Source organism: Pseudomonas sp. W2Oct36 (assembly GCF_041060465.1).
Lineage (GTDB): Bacteria > Pseudomonadota > Gammaproteobacteria > Pseudomonadales > Pseudomonadaceae > Aquipseudomonas > Aquipseudomonas graminis_B.
The window spans coordinates 207,581-221,939 of record NZ_JAUERW010000002.1 but is presented as its reverse complement, the minus strand read 5'-3'; the positions used below and the strand labels follow the sequence as shown (position 1 = coordinate 221,939).

General features: G+C 59.9%; 15 protein-coding genes. 9 read left to right on the top strand and 6 right to left on the bottom strand.

Going from position 1 to position 14,359, the window contains the following annotated elements:
- Positions 1-11: 11 nt before the first annotated feature.
- Positions 12-248, bottom strand: a complete 237-nt coding sequence (gene rpmB, locus QWI18_RS03725; RefSeq protein ID WP_037016669.1) for a 50S ribosomal protein L28 — start codon at positions 246-248, stop codon at positions 12-14.
- Positions 249-610: 362 nt separating this feature from the next.
- On the opposite strand from rpmB, the gene QWI18_RS03720 reads away from it, so the two are divergent.
- Positions 611-2,200, top strand: a complete 1,590-nt coding sequence (locus QWI18_RS03720; RefSeq protein WP_369318238.1) for an ABC transporter substrate-binding protein — start codon at positions 611-613, stop codon at positions 2,198-2,200.
- 381 nt (positions 2,201-2,581) lie between these two features.
- Here QWI18_RS03720 and radC read toward each other — a convergent pair whose 3' ends face one another.
- Complete coding sequence (radC, locus tag QWI18_RS03715; RefSeq protein ID WP_065988236.1) at positions 2,582-3,256, bottom strand: DNA repair protein RadC; 675 nt, start codon at positions 3,254-3,256, stop codon at positions 2,582-2,584.
- A 131-nt stretch (positions 3,257-3,387) separates the two neighbouring features.
- Between radC and coaBC the strand changes: the two genes are divergently transcribed.
- The 4 genes from coaBC to argB all read left to right on the top strand — a co-directional run bounded on the left by coaBC (position 3,388) and on the right by argB (position 8,685).
- Positions 3,388-4,596, top strand: coding sequence for a bifunctional phosphopantothenoylcysteine decarboxylase/phosphopantothenate--cysteine ligase CoaBC (gene coaBC / locus QWI18_RS03710; protein ID WP_065988235.1), 1,209 nt, complete (start codon positions 3,388-3,390; stop codon positions 4,594-4,596).
- Between the two features lie 6 nt (positions 4,597-4,602).
- Positions 4,603-5,058, top strand: a complete 456-nt coding sequence (dut, locus tag QWI18_RS03705) for a dUTP diphosphatase (protein ID WP_369318237.1) — start codon at positions 4,603-4,605, stop codon at positions 5,056-5,058.
- A 1,301-nt stretch (positions 5,059-6,359) separates the two neighbouring features.
- Positions 6,360-7,757 (top strand): phosphomannomutase/phosphoglucomutase, encoded by a 1,398-nt coding sequence (locus QWI18_RS03700; protein ID WP_369318356.1) that lies wholly within the window; start codon positions 6,360-6,362, stop codon positions 7,755-7,757.
- A gap of 22 nt (positions 7,758-7,779) precedes the next feature.
- A complete protein-coding gene (gene argB, locus QWI18_RS03695; protein ID WP_065988232.1) occupies positions 7,780-8,685 on the top strand; it encodes an acetylglutamate kinase in 906 nt (301 codons plus the stop codon).
- 84 nt (positions 8,686-8,769) lie between these two features.
- On the opposite strand, the gene QWI18_RS03690 is transcribed toward argB, so the two are convergent.
- On the bottom strand, positions 8,770-9,372 hold the full coding sequence (locus QWI18_RS03690) for a DUF4124 domain-containing protein (protein WP_244656895.1): 603 nt from the start codon (positions 9,370-9,372) through the stop codon (positions 8,770-8,772).
- Positions 9,373-9,392: 20 nt separating this feature from the next.
- Positions 9,393-10,034: an orotate phosphoribosyltransferase gene (pyrE, locus tag QWI18_RS03685; RefSeq protein WP_192130656.1), complete on the bottom strand. Its 642-nt coding sequence runs from the start codon at positions 10,032-10,034 to the stop codon at positions 9,393-9,395.
- 82 nt (positions 10,035-10,116) lie between these two features.
- On the opposite strand from pyrE, the gene QWI18_RS03680 reads away from it, so the two are divergent.
- Positions 10,117-10,896 (top strand): exodeoxyribonuclease III, encoded by a 780-nt coding sequence (locus QWI18_RS03680; protein ID WP_065988229.1) that lies wholly within the window; start codon positions 10,117-10,119, stop codon positions 10,894-10,896.
- An 84-nt stretch (positions 10,897-10,980) separates the two neighbouring features.
- On the opposite strand, the gene QWI18_RS03675 is transcribed toward QWI18_RS03680, so the two are convergent.
- Together QWI18_RS03675 and rph are read right to left on the bottom strand one after the other, a co-directional pair.
- Positions 10,981-11,349 (bottom strand): DUF4870 domain-containing protein, encoded by a 369-nt coding sequence (locus QWI18_RS03675; protein ID WP_065988228.1) that lies wholly within the window; start codon positions 11,347-11,349, stop codon positions 10,981-10,983.
- A gap of 47 nt (positions 11,350-11,396) precedes the next feature.
- On the bottom strand, positions 11,397-12,119 hold the full coding sequence (gene rph / locus QWI18_RS03670) for a ribonuclease PH (protein WP_369318236.1): 723 nt from the start codon (positions 12,117-12,119) through the stop codon (positions 11,397-11,399).
- Between the two features lie 289 nt (positions 12,120-12,408).
- Here rph and QWI18_RS03665 point away from each other — a divergent pair, with 289 nt between their 5' ends.
- The 3 genes from QWI18_RS03665 (at position 12,409) to rpoZ (ending at position 14,300) form a co-directional block, all read left to right on the top strand.
- Positions 12,409-13,272, top strand: coding sequence for a YicC/YloC family endoribonuclease (locus QWI18_RS03665; RefSeq protein ID WP_369318235.1), 864 nt, complete (start codon positions 12,409-12,411; stop codon positions 13,270-13,272).
- 13 nt (positions 13,273-13,285) lie between these two features.
- Positions 13,286-13,906, top strand: coding sequence for a guanylate kinase (gmk, locus tag QWI18_RS03660; RefSeq protein ID WP_065988225.1), 621 nt, complete (start codon positions 13,286-13,288; stop codon positions 13,904-13,906).
- Positions 13,907-14,036: 130 nt separating this feature from the next.
- The gene (gene rpoZ, locus QWI18_RS03655) at positions 14,037-14,300 is read left to right on the top strand and encodes a DNA-directed RNA polymerase subunit omega (protein ID WP_025257879.1); all 264 of its coding nucleotides are present in this window, start codon (positions 14,037-14,039) and stop codon (positions 14,298-14,300) included.
- Positions 14,301-14,359 lie beyond the last annotated feature (59 nt).

Below are 14,359 nucleotides of genomic sequence, written 5' to 3'. Positions count from 1 at the left end.
GATTTTCTCCCTTAAACCTTAGCGCCAGCACGGCGGATTTCGGCCAGAACAACCGTGATACCACGCTTGTCGATGATGCGCATGCCTTTGGCAGATACGCGCAGACGTACGAAGCGTTTCTCTTCTTCAACCCAGAAGCGGTGATGCTGCAGGTTTGGCAGGAAACGACGACGGGTTTTGTTGTTTGCGTGGGAAATGTTATTCCCGGTTACCGGACCCTTACCGGTAACTTGACATACTCTCGACATGCCTCAGCCCTCTAAAACCACATGCCCAACCCGGCATGGGTTGGCCGCTTAATCTCTCAGTCATTTGGCGCCAGGCGCCGCGTTTCTTCAGGGGTCTTACCGGCCACACCTGCGGTGAAGGCAGCGGGCCCCTAGAAAAGAGCGCTGCTTTATACCAGAAACCCCCCGGTGCAACAACACAAACCACGAATTGCCTGCCAGATAACCCGACCTTATACCCGGCAAGGCCAGCGGCGTTAGGCGCGGCGGGAAATATACCACTCGTCGCGCCGTGGCGATTGTTCTGCGCCAATCGATGGTCTAGGGTTACTGACTCTCCAGACTGCGCCGGCAGATGGGCTCTCTCTGAAAGGAAAATCGCCATGCGCCTAGCCGTTCTACCCCTATTGCTCGCGTCCCTGTCTGCGCCATTGCTGGCTCAGGCGGCGGCGACGCTGAGCGTCTGCACGGAAGCCAGCCCTGAAGGCTTTGACGTGGTGCAGTACAACTCGCTGACCACCACCAATGCTTCGGCCGACGTGCTGATGAATCGCCTGGTGGATTATGACGCCAAGGACGCCAAGCTGGTTCCGAGCCTGGCGCAGAACTGGAGCGTGTCGCCTGACGGGCTGACCTATGACTTCAAACTGCGCGCCGGCGTGAAATTCCATCACACCGACTACTTCACCCCGACGCGCGAGCTCAACGCTGACGACGTGGTGTTCAGCTTCAAGCGCATGCTCGATCCGGCCAATCCATGGAATAAGGTCGCCGCGCAGGGCTTCCCCCACGCGCAGTCGATGCAATGGCCATCGCTCATCAAGAAAGTCGAGGCGACCGATGCCACCACAGTGCGCATCACCCTGGACCACCCGGATGCGACCTTTCTGGCGACGCTCAGCATGGGTTTCGCTTCTATCTATTCTGCCGAGTACACCGCGCAGCTATTGAAGGCCGGCACCCCGGAGAAGCTCAACAGTCAGCCGATCGGCACAGGGCCCTTTGTCTTCAAGCGCTTCCAGAAAGACTCGGTAGTACGTTACGAGGCCAATCCGGATTATTTCGCCGGCAAGCCGGCCGTTGATGCGCTGATCTACGCGATTACGCCGGACGCCAACGTTCGCCTGCAACGTATTCGCCGCAATGAGTGCCAGGTTGCCCTGTCGCCGAAGCCGATGGATGTTGCTGAAGCCGGCAAGGATTCGAACCTGAAGGTCGAAAAGACAGACGCCTTCATGACCGCTTTCCTGGCGATCAACAGTCAGCATCCCCCGCTCGATAAGCCGGAAGTGCGTCAGGCAATTAACCTGGCATTCGACAAAGACACGTACCTGAAAGCGGTATTCGAGGGCTCGGCGCGCCCGGCCAACGGTCCGTATCCGCCTAATACCTGGGGCTACGCCAGTGACCTGCCTGGCTACAAGCACGACGTGGCGAAAGCCAGGGATCTGCTGGCCAAGGCCGGTCTGAAAGACGGCTTCAAGACGACGATCTGGACTCGGCCGTCGGGTAGCTTGCTCAACCCCAACCCGAACGCAGGTGCGCAGTTGCTGCAGAACGACTTGGCCGCGGTAGGGATCAAGGCGGAAATCAAAGTTATCGAATGGGGCGAGCTGATTCGCCGCGCCAAGACCGGCGAGCACGACCTGCTCTTCATGGGCTGGTCGGGGGATAACGGCGATCCGGATAACTTCTTGACGCCGCAGTTCTCCTGCGCCGCGGTCAAATCCGGCACCAACTTCGCGCGCTACTGCGATGAAGGCCTGGACAAGTTGATCAGCCAGGGCAAGGCGGTGACCGATCAGGCACAGCGCAGCAAGTTGTATCACCAAGCTCAAGAGCAGATCCAGAAGCAGGCATTGTGGCTGCCGCTTGCGCATCCAACGGCTTATGCGCTGCTGCGCAAGAACGTCGAGGGCTACAGCGTGAGCCCGTTTGGTCGTCAGGATTTCTCCAAGGTGAACGTGAAGTAATTCGCGAGCAACTATTGAAGGTTGTATTGGAGGGGACTGATTTATTTACAGCGCTTCACCGTAAATTAATCTGTCCCCGCTTTAAGCATCAACGACATGCCGCCTTAGCCTTTGATCTTGATACGCAGATTCCTCACCCCGCTGAACTCGACTTCGGCGTGGGCACACTCCGCTCTCGGGGACAGATTCATTTACGGTGAAGCTTTGTAAATAAATCAGTCCCCTTTCAGTACTTCGTAGGACCGGCTTCAGCCGGGAAGAGGCCGGTTTGCACACCGCTAGTTTGCGGTGTGACTGCCGATGCCTTCCCGGCTAAAGCCGGTCCTACATTCGTTCGGCGGCCAGCCCCAGAATCTCGGTGATTAGCCAGTCCTGAAGCCACTACATCAACCCATACTCAACCATCGACAGCGGATCGCCGTCGCCGATGATCAAATGATCCAGCACCACCACGTCCACCAGCGCCAGCGCCTGTTTCAGGTGCCGCGTCAGATCGATATCGGCTTCGCTGGCGTCTTTTACGCCGGAGGGGTGATTGTGACAAAGGATCAATCCCGCCGAGTTGTGGGCCAATGCCCGCTTGACCACCTGCCGCGCGTGAACATGCGCCGTGTTGATCGAGCCGTGAAACAACACTTCGAAGGTCTGAACCCGGTTCTTGCTGTCCAGAAACAGGCAACCAAAGACTTCATGGGGCTCGTGCCGTAACAGCGCCTTGAGGTAGCGACGCACCTGCGTCGGGTTTTCCAGCACAGAATCGCGCTTCAAATCCTCGCCCATGTTGCGCCGGGCCATTTCCATGACCGCCTGCAATTGCGCGAACTTGGCGGGTCCCAGACCCAGCTCGCTGCTGAACGCCGTCAGGTTGGCTTCGAGCAATGCACGCAGGCTGCCGAACTGATTCAAAAGGTGCCGGGCCAGGTCCACGGCACTTCTGCCCGAGACGCCCGTGCGCAAGAAAATCGCCAGCAATTCAGCGTCCGACAGACTCGACGCCCCCCGTTCCAGCAGCTTCTCCCGCGGACGCTCTGCCGCCGGCCAATCGCGAATACTCATAGCAGCTCCCTGTCTGTGGCGCCGCTGTTCCCGTGCGGTCGCTGTGCTATCTTAGCCGCTCTTTTTTGCGCGACAGTCAGGCCTGGGGAGGCTAATGATTGCCGCGTGTTAACCGACCTTAAGGCAGGCCTATGCAGCGGCTGTATCGAAAACGCATCGTTCTCGGCGTCGGCGGTGGCATCGCGGCCTACAAGAGCGCCGAACTGGTCCGCCGTTTGCGCGACCACGGTGCGGAAGTCCGTGTCGTCATGACCAAAGGCGGCGCCGAGTTTATTACCCCGCTGACCATGCAGGCCTTGTCCGGCCATCCGGTTCACCTTGATTTGCTCGACCCCGCAGCCGAAGCCGCCATGGGCCATATCGAGCTGGCCAAGTGGGCCGACATGATCCTCATCGCACCGGGCACCGCCGACCTCATGGCCCGCCTGGCCCAAGGCATTGCCAACGATCTGCTGACCACCGTGGTGCTGGCGACCGATGCCATCGTCGCCGTCGCACCCGCGATGAATCAGGCGATGTGGCGCGACCCCTCCGTGCAGGCCAATCTGCAACTGCTCGAACAGCGCGGTCTTCGCATGTTCGGCCCGGCCAGCGGCAGTCAGGCCTGTGGCGACGTGGGCTACGGGCGCATGCTCGAACCCAATGACCTGGCGCAATCGGCCGCCGATTGCTTTCAGCGCCTGACGCTGACCGGCAAGCACGTGTTGATCACCGCCGGCCCGACTCAGGAAAACATCGATCCGGTTCGCTACATCACCAACCACAGCTCCGGAAAAATGGGCTTCGCCCTGGCCGAAGCCGCTGCCGAAGCGGGCGCGCGGGTCACCCTGATCACTGGCCCGGTGAACCTGCAAACACCTGACCGGGTGTCGCGTGTCGACGTCGTCAGCGCCCGCGACATGCTCGCCGCCTGCGAAGACGCCATGCCTTGCGATCTCTTCATCGCCTCCGCAGCCGTCGCGGACTACCGGCCGGAAGTCGTCGCCACGCAGAAATTAAAGAAAGATCCCACCACCGGTGATGGTCTTCTGCTGCAGATGGTCCGCAACCCGGACATTCTCGCCACCCTCGCCCAGCGCCCGGATCGCCCGTTCAGCGTCGGCTTCGCGGCCGAAACCGAACACCTGCTCGATTACGCCGCACGCAAGCTCAAGGACAAGAACCTTGATCTGATCGTCGCCAATGACGTCGCCAATCCCAGCATTGGCTTCAACAGCGAAGAAAACGCCTGCAGCGTGATCGACCGAGCGTTGCAAGCGACGCTCTTCGCCCAGACCAGCAAAGCCAAGATCGCGCGGCAGCTGGTGACTTTTATCGCCGATCGCATGAACCAGGTTTAATCACGAATGCACGCTCTACAAGCCAAGATCCTCGACCCTCGCATTGGCAGCGAATTTCCGCTTCCCGCGTACGCCACTTCAGGCTCGGCCGGCCTGGACCTGCGCGCCATGCTGAAAGAAGACACGCTGCTCGAACCCGGCCAAACCCTCCTGATTCCTACCGGGGTGTCGATATACATCGCAGACCCTGGCCTGGCTGCACTGATCCTGCCGCGCTCGGGCCTGGGGCATAAACACGGCATCGTGCTGGGCAACCTGGTGGGCCTGATCGACTCCGATTATCAAGGCGAGCTGATGGTTTCCTGCTGGAACCGCGGCCAGACCGCTTTCAATATCTCCATCGGCGAGCGTCTGGCTCAGCTTGTACTGGTGCCGGTGGTGCAGGCGCAGTTTGAAATCGTCGAAGAGTTCGATGAAAGTCAGCGCGGCGCTGGCGGCTTCGGTCACTCCGGCAGCCACTGATCCCGCAAAAAACACCCACTTTGGCTAACGCATCGCTTGTGGCCTGACGTGCTTTAAGCGGTGCGAACACAACAAGAACGCGTCAGGACGACCCAGCAGGGAGAGTTAGTTTGAAAGGCATCAAACGCACAGCCAAAGTGACCCCCGCTCCGGAAACAACCGACGCGCTCAGTAAAGACGCCAATCTGAGTTTGGCGAGTCCCGGCCTCATTCCTGCACTCATCGGCCTGATCGCGGCAATGGTGCTGGTGTGGCTTGCCATTCAAAGCCAGCCGCAGCAACAGGAGCAGCTGGTTCAGGCCTGGGGCAGCGCGCAAGCCGGGGCCGTCAACAAGGCACTGCGTCAGATCAACGCTGACACCCAGGCCGCTGCAATGGACCCCGCGCTGAACCAGGCCTTGTCGAGCAGCAATCCGTCGCTCATCGAAAGCGCGCAAAACCAACTGCGGTACCGCGACGGCGTGGTGGGTGCACGGCTCAACCCCTTGGGGTTCAACAGCGTAGACACCCAAAGCGCTCTGCCGATCAGCTTCGCCACGCTGGACATGCTGGCCAAGGCCGGCAAGGGTGAAATGCCGGCGCCCGAAGCGCGCAAGGTTGGCGACACATGGCTGATCTACAGCGCCGCCGCCCTGCGCACGTCACCAGACGCGCCGATCACCGGCACATTGCTGCTGGCGTTCGATCCGCAGCGCCTGATCGCCGCACTCCCCGAGACCCCCACCGATGTGGGTCAGGTGGTACTCGTTCAACAGTTCGGTACCGCCACTGCGCAGACTTTTCTCACCCGTGGCGAAGACGATGGCAGCCGTGCGCAGGAATTCTCCACCGGCTACCCCAACTGGAAACTGACCTTTGCCGCCGGCTCCGCGCTGCAAGGCTCCACGCCCTGGCTGATGCTGCTGCTCGCCTTGCTGGTTGCCGCCGGTGCAATGCTGCTAGCGCTCTATCTGAACGAGAGTGCGCTCAAGCGCCGGGTTGCGGCTGACGCGCGACAGCTTGAGCAACTGCTGCAAGAGCTCTCCGGGGGCAAGGCCGTCAAGGCCTTCAGCATGAGCCTGCCCGCGTTGAACGGGCTCGCCCAGAGCCTCGCGCGATTCTCGCTGCGCAATAGCCCGACGGGCGCGGCGTCGGATCAAGCATCGAAATCCGGCGCACCGCTGCAGGGTCCTGCACCGGGCCTGCCAGTGGCGTCGGAGGAAGACCAGTTGACCGACCCGCTGTTCCAGGACACCGATATTCTTGACCTCGACTTGATCGATGATCCTCAGGATCTCACGCAGCCGGAGCCCTCGCGCGCCATGAGCAGCAGAGTCTCCAGCGCCCCACCCTTTCCCGAGACGATATTTCGCGCCTATGACATCCGCGGCATTGTTGGCGATACGCTGAACGCCGAAACCGCCTACTGGATCGGCCGAGCCGTCGGCGCAGAAAGCCTGGCGCAGGGCGAGCCGCATGTTTCGGTGGGCCGCGACGGGCGACTTTCAGGCCCTGAGCTGGTCGCGAACCTGATCAAGGGCCTGCACGACAGCGGCTGCCACGTCAGCGACATCGGCCTGGTGCCCACGCCGGCGCTGTACTACGCCACCCACGTGCTGGCGGGCAAAACAGGCGTCATGCTGACGGGCAGTCACAACCCGAAGGATTACAACGGCTTCAAGATCGTCATTGCCGGCGACACCCTGGCAGACGAGCAGATTCAGGCATTGCACGAACGCATCAAGGCCAATGACCTGCCGTCCGCCAAAGGCAGCATCATCAAGGTCAATATCCTCGACCGTTATGCCAGCCAGATCATTGGCGATGTCGTGCTCGCGCGGCGCATGAAAGTGGTGGTGGACTGCGGCAACGGCGTCGGCGGCGTCATCGCCCCGCAATTGATCGAAGCGCTGAATTGCGAAGTCATCCCGCTGTACTGCGAGGTCGACGGCAATTTCCCCAATCATCACCCTGATCCTGGCAAGCCGGAGAACCTTCAGGACCTGATCGCAAAGGTTCGGGAAACCGGTGCCGATCTGGGCCTGGCGTTCGACGGTGATGCCGATCGTGTCGGTGTCGTGACCAACACCGGCACCATCATCTATCCTGACCGTCTGCTGATGCTGTTTGCCCGCGATGTGGTCAAGCGCAACCCCGGGGCCGACGTGATTTTCGACGTCAAATGCACACGCCGCCTGATACCGTTGATCCACGAATACGGCGGCCGCCCGGTCATGTGGAAGACTGGGCATTCGTTGATCAAGAAGAAGATGAAAGAAAACGGCGCGCTGCTGGCAGGCGAGATGAGCGGACACATCTTCTTCAAGGAGCGTTGGTTCGGTTTCGACGACGGCATCTACAGCGCGGCGCGTCTGCTGGAGATCCTCAGTCAGGAAAAACTAAGCGCCGAGGAGCTTTTCCAGACCTTTCCAAACGATCTTTCAACGCCCGAGATCAACATCAAAGTCACCGAGACCCGCAAGTTCAGCATCATGGAAGCGCTGGAGCGCGACGCCCAGTGGGGCAATGCCAACCTCACCAGCATCGATGGTGTGCGGGTTGATTATCCGAAAGGCTGGGGCCTGGTTCGCGCGTCCAACACCACCCCGGTGCTGGTATTGCGCTTCGAGGCCGAAACCGAGCTCGAGCTGCAACGGATCAAGGACGTCTTCCACACCCAGTTGAAACACGTAGCACCGGATCTAGAACTTCCTTTTTGACCCTATTTTGAGTGGAGCCCAAATGACCCTCGAACGTGATGCCGCAGCCAATGCCGCCAAGGTCCTCTCCGAAGCGTTGCCCTACATCCGACGCTTTGTCGGCAAGACGCTTGTTATCAAATACGGCGGCAACGCCATGGAGAGTGACGAGCTGAAAACCGGCTTCGCCCGCGACATCGTGCTGATGAAGGCGGTGGGCATCAACCCGGTCGTGGTTCACGGCGGCGGCCCTCAGATCGGCGACCTGCTCAAGCGTCTGTCGATCGAAAGCCACTTCGTCGACGGCATGCGCGTGACCGATGCAGAAACCATGGACGTGGTGGAAATGGTGCTCGGCGGCCAGGTCAACAAGGACATCGTCAACCTGATCAACCGCCACGGCGGCAGCGCGATCGGCCTGACCGGTAAAGACGCGCAGCTGATTCGCGCGAAAAAAATGAACGTCACGCGCCAGACCCCGGACATGCTCAAGCCGGAAATCATTGACATCGGCCATGTGGGTGAAGTCGTCGGCATCAACACCGACCTGCTGAACATGCTGGTGAAAGGCGATTTCATTCCGGTGATTGCGCCGATTGGCGTGGGCGCGGATGGCGAGTCGTACAACATCAACGCCGATCTGGTGGCAGGCAAGGTCGCTGAAGCCTTGAAGGCTGAAAAGCTGATGCTGCTGACCAACATTGCCGGCTTGATGGACAAGGAAGGCAAAGTGCTGACCGGCCTGACCACCGAGCAGGTGAATAGCTTGATTGCCGACGGCACCATCTACGGCGGGATGCTGCCGAAGATCCGCTGCGCACTGGAGGCGGTTCAGGGCGGGGTCAACACTTCGCACATCATCGACGGCCGTGTGCCGAATGCCGTGCTGCTGGAGATCTTCACCGATACCGGCGTCGGCACGCTGATCAGCAATCGCAAGCGTCACTGATTGCGGCTGCAAAAAGCCCCACGCGGCTCACTGCCAGGTGGGGCTTTTTTACAGCCGCGTTTTAGCGGCGTCCAAGAGCGGTGATCACCGACCTAGCAACTTCTGCAGCCGCGCTCGATCTTGCGCAAACTCGGCCTCGGCCTGAGTTCGCGCCGTCTGGTAGCGCAGGATGTCGACTTTCAGGTTCTGCTGCTGATCACGCAGATCATCCATCTGATCCAGCAGCGTCTTCGGCACCGGGTGCCCTGCCCGCTCTTGATCAGCTGCCTGTGTCTGCAGCGTGCCTTGCTGGGTAACGAGATTCTGAATATTGCCTTGCGCCACAACGATCAGGCCATCGAGTTCGGCGAGTCGACGACTCTTCGCCCGGTCGACGTCCTCAACGCTGCTGTACAGCCGCAGCAGATGCGCATCGGCATCGGATTGCAGCTTGGCGGCCTGGGCATCACGCAACTCATCGGCGGACGGTGCAGGCGGTATGGTCTGCACCACGCGGCCGCGCTGATTGAGCACTTCATAACCCTTGCCGACGTACTCCGGCGGCACGCCTTGACGATCGAGCACGGTTACGCCGCGACTGTCGACGTAGCGATACAGCACGATGCCCGGCGCGTCGTCCGCATGAACGCTCGCGATGCAACCCAAACCCAGCGACAGACAAAAACCCAACGTGCCCAGCTTGAGCATAACCGCATCCTTTTGGAGGCTCAGATTCCGTATTGAGCCCGGTACGCTTCGACGGCAGGCAAATGCTGCTTGAGCTGCGGATCGTCGGCCAGAAACTCCAGAACTTGATTCAACGACACGATGCTCACCACCGGAATGCCGAAATCACGCTCGACTTCCTGAATGGCAGACAGTTCGCCGTTGCCGCGCTCCTGGCGGTTCAACGCGATCAGCACGCCGGCAGCGTTCGCGCTCTGGGCCTGAATGATCTGCATGACTTCGCGAATGGCGGTGCCTGCGGTGATCACGTCGTCGATGATCAGCACATTGCCGGTCAACGGCGCACCTACCAGGCTGCCGCCTTCGCCATGGGCCTTGGCCTCTTTGCGGTTGAAGCACCAAGGGAGATCGAGGCTGTGATGCTCGGCAAGGGCCACGGCCGTCGCCGCTGCAAGAGGAATACCCTTGTAGGCCGGGCCGAACAGAACATCGAAGGAGATACCGCTTTCAACGACAGCGGCGGCGTAGAACTTGCCCAGCTGAGCAAGAGCGGAACCGCTGTTGAAAAGACCGGCATTGAAGAAGTAAGGACTGGTGCGTCCAGACTTCAAAGTGAACTCACCGAAGCGCAAAACTCCGCGATCGATGGCAAAACGAATGAAATCGCGTTGATACGCCTGCATGAAAAAAGCCCCGAATACCACGGATTTAGCTAATTAGGTAGAGCTCGGGTATCATACACGCACGTGATTTTTGGGGCCATTTATGCGGATCATCAGTGTGAACGTTAATGGTATTCAGGCTGCAGTCGAGCGTGGTTTGCTCAGTTGGCTGCAAGCCCAGAATGCCGACGTCATCTGCCTTCAGGACACCCGCGCCTCCGCCTTTGAACTGGACGACCCAGCCTTCCAACTGGACGGCTACTTCCTATATGCCTGCGAAGCCGAAGTGCCAGCCCAGGGTGGCGTGGCGCTTTACTCGCGGCTGCAACCGAAGGCGGTCATCAACGGTCTTGGTTTCGAGACGGCTGACCGTTACGGGCGTTACCTGCAGGCAGATTTCGACAAAGTCAGTATCGCGACCTTGCTGCTTCCTTCCGGGATGAACGGCGATGAAGACTTGAATCAGAAATTCAAGCTCATGGACGATTTCGGCAAGTACCTCGACAAGCAGCGGCGCAAACGTCGCGAGTACATTTACTGTGGCTCGCTGTACGTGGCGCAACAGAAGCTGGACATCAAAAACTGGCGCGACAGCCAGCAATCTCCAGGCTTCCTGGCACCAGAGCGTGCGTGGATGGACGAGATCGTTGGCAACATGGGTTATGTCGATGCCCTGCGCGAAGTCAGCCGCGAAGGCGATCAGTACAGCTGGTGGCCGGATAACGAACAGGCCGAGATGCTCAATCTGGGCTGGCGCTTCGATTATCAGTTGCTGACCCCGGGCCTGCGCCGTTTCGTACGCAGTGCACGCCTTCCACGCCAGCCGCGCTTCTCGCAACATGCGCCACTGATCGTGGACTACGACTGGACGCTCACTATCTGACGTTCAGTTGCTCAAAAAAAAGCCGACGTGAAGTCGGCTTTTGTTTGTCCGCAGATCAGGCAAGCGCCCGATCCTTGATCCCGCTTACTTGATTAACCGCCAGGTGAACGGATAGCGGTAGGCGACGCCGTCATTGACCTTCACGCCCGCGATGATCGTCAGCACCAGCGCGCCGACCCCCACCAGCATCAGCAGTGGAAAGCCGATGATCACCACCATCAGCAAAAAACAGATCATCGCGGCAATGGCGACGGTGATCTGAAAATTGAGGGCTTCCTTGCCTTGAGCATCGATGTACGGATCAACTTCTTTCTTGAGCTGCCAGACGATCAGCGGCCCCAGCAGATTGCCGAACGGAAAGATCAGGCCGAAAAACGCCGCGAAGTGGCACAGCATTGCCCACTGACGGACTTCTTTACTCGGCGTTGGCAACGGCGACTGACTCTCGATCATCATGCTTTCCCTGTTTTGATGTAGTGCTCTGACGTAATGGAAACCGATCAGTCGGCCAGTGCCGCCCGCTGCAGTTCGAAGATTTCGTTCATGCCTTTTTGAGCCAGTGCCAGCATCGCGTTCAGGTCTTCAGGCTGAAACGGCGCGCCCTCGGCTGTGCCTTGCACTTCGATGAAACCGCCCGCGCTGGTCATGACCACGTTGAGGTCAGTCTCAGCCGCGGAGTCTTCAAGGTAATCCAGGTCCAGCACCGGCTCGCCCTGATACATGCCCACTGACACTGCCGCGATCATCTGTTTCAGCGGATCGCCGCCCTTGAGGCCGCCACGCTTTTTGATGGACTTCAGCGCGTCGATCAGCGCGACCATGGAGCCGGTGATCGACGCAGTGCGCGTCCCGCCGTCCGCCTGGATGACATCGCAGTCGACGTACAAGGTGATTTCACCCAGCTTCGACATGTCCAGTGCCGCGCGCAGCGAGCGACCAATCAGGCGCTGGATCTCGAGGGTACGGCCACCTTGCTTGCCACGACTGGCTTCGCGCTGGTTACGCTCGCCGGTGGCGCGAGGCAGCATGCCGTATTCAGCTGTCAACCAGCCCTGGCCCTGCCCCTTGAGAAAGCGCGGAACGCCGTTTTCAACGCTGACGGTGCAGATCACCTTGGTATCACCGAACTCGACCAGCACAGAACCCTCGGCGTGCTTGGTGTAGTTGCGGGTGATGCGGATCGGGCGAAGCTGATCGGCAGCGCGACCACTTGGACGTTTCATCTGGGATACCTGTACTGGGAGACGGAAAACAATCTGCATTATAGAGGTGCAGGCACGGCTTGGGACATCTAATGACGTATTGCTCACGACGGGCGCTGCAGGTTTGCGCTGCCAGGCAGCACGACTACAACGCCGCGCATCGCTTGCGACAATGCCACATTTGGGCGCACACCCTGCACTGAGCTACAATCCTGCGCCTTTATAGCCAGTCGTTTCCCGACGATACTTTGTCGGGGATTCATCCCGGACCGGCTGTCCGCAAACGCCTGAATTTATAGAGGTACTTCCCATGGTGCACAGCATGACGGCTTTTGCCCGCGCTGAACGAGCCGGCCCACAAGGCACGCTGAGCTGGGAAATGCGCTCGGTCAATCACCGTTACCTCGAACCTCACCTGCGCCTGCCGGAATCATTTCGTGACCTCGAAGGCGCCGTGCGCGAGGCGCTGCGCCAGGGCCTTTCCCGAGGCAAGGTCGAATGCACCCTGCGCTTCACCGAAGAGAACGCAGGCAAACCGCTGCAGGTTGACCGCGAACGCGCCGGGCAACTGGTCGCGGCAGCGGAGATCGTCGCCAGCCTGATCAGTCAGCCCGCCGCGCTGAATCCGCTCGAAGTGCTGGCCTGGCCCGGTGTTCTGGTGGCCGATGCTGCCGACCCTCAAGCGCTGAACAACGACGCCCTGGCCCTGTTTAACGAGGCGCTCGATGAGCTCAAGGCTGGTCGCGCCCGCGAAGGCGCCGATCTGGCCAGGCTTCTCGACGAACGGCTCACCGCGATCAAGACTGAAGTCGCGACCTTGCGTACGCTCGTGCCGCAGATGCTCGCCGCCCAGCGCCAAAAGGTGCTCGATCGCTTTGCCGACATGAAGGCCGAGCTCGATCCGCAGCGCCTGGAACAGGAAATGGTCCTGCTGGCGCAAAAAAGTGACGTCGCCGAAGAACTCGACCGCCTGAGCACGCACGTCACTGAAGTGCGCCGCGTACTCACGGCCGGCGGGCAAGCCGGGCGCCGACTGGATTTCCTGATGCAGGAGCTCAACCGCGAAGCCAACACACTGGGCTCCAAAGCCTTTGACCCTCGAAGCACGCAAGCCGCCGTCAACCTCAAAGTGTTGATCGAGCAGATGCGCGAACAAGTGCAGAACATTGAGTAAGGCCACCTCCGACATGACCCACAGCACCGGCACCCTGTACATCATTTCCGCCCCATCGGGCGCGGGCAAGACCAGTCTGGTCAACGCCCTGATCAACGCTCAGCCGCAGATCCGCGTGTCGGTGTCCCACACCACCCGGGCCATGCGTCCGGGCGAAGTGGACGGCGTGAACTACCACTTCGTCGATCGCGCCGAATTCGTGCGCATGATCGAGCACGGCGATTTTCTCGAACAGGCTGAAGTCTTCGGCAATATGTACGGGACCTCGCAGAGCCGTTTGCAGCAGACGCTGGACGAAGGTCATGACCTGATTCTGGAGATCGACTGGCAAGGCGCCGAGCAGGTTCGCAAACTGATGCCCCGCGCGCGCTCGATCTTCATTCTGCCGCCAACGCAGCAAGCGCTGCGCCAGCGCCTGACCAATCGGGGTCAGGACAGCGACGAGATTATCGAAGGCCGCATGCGCGAAGCCGTCAGCGAGATGAGTCACTACGCCGAATACGATTACATTGTGATCAACGACGATTTCGCCACGGCGCTCGAAGACCTGAAAGCGATCTTCCGCGCCAACTTGCTGAGCCAGGAGCACCAACAGCAGCGCCACACCGAGCTGTTGGCTCAACTGCTGGCCTGACCGGTTCTTAGACAGCAAAACCGATCCATTCAAAATCAGCGCTTCCCTAAACGCTGGTGATTTTTTAGACTGTCGAGTCCGCTCGCCCATTCGGGCACCGCGCATATCGCATTTGCTACGAGGAATACCCATGGCCCGCGTGACCGTTGAAGACTGCCTGGAACATGTAGATAACCGTTTTGAGCTGGTCATGCTCGCCACCAAGCGCTCGCGTCAACTGGCGACCGGTGGCAAAGAGCCAAAGCTGGCATGGGAAAACGACAAGCCTACCGTAGTGGCCCTGCGTGAAATCGCTGCAGGCCTGATGGATTACGCTGTTATCGCAGAAGCCGAAATCGTTGAAGATGAACCACTGTTCGCTGCATTCGAGGACGAGTCCAGCGAGGCCGTCTAAGCCTATGCCTGGTCGACGTAGCAAGGCGCAGGGTCACAGCCTTCGGCAAGGAGATTTAT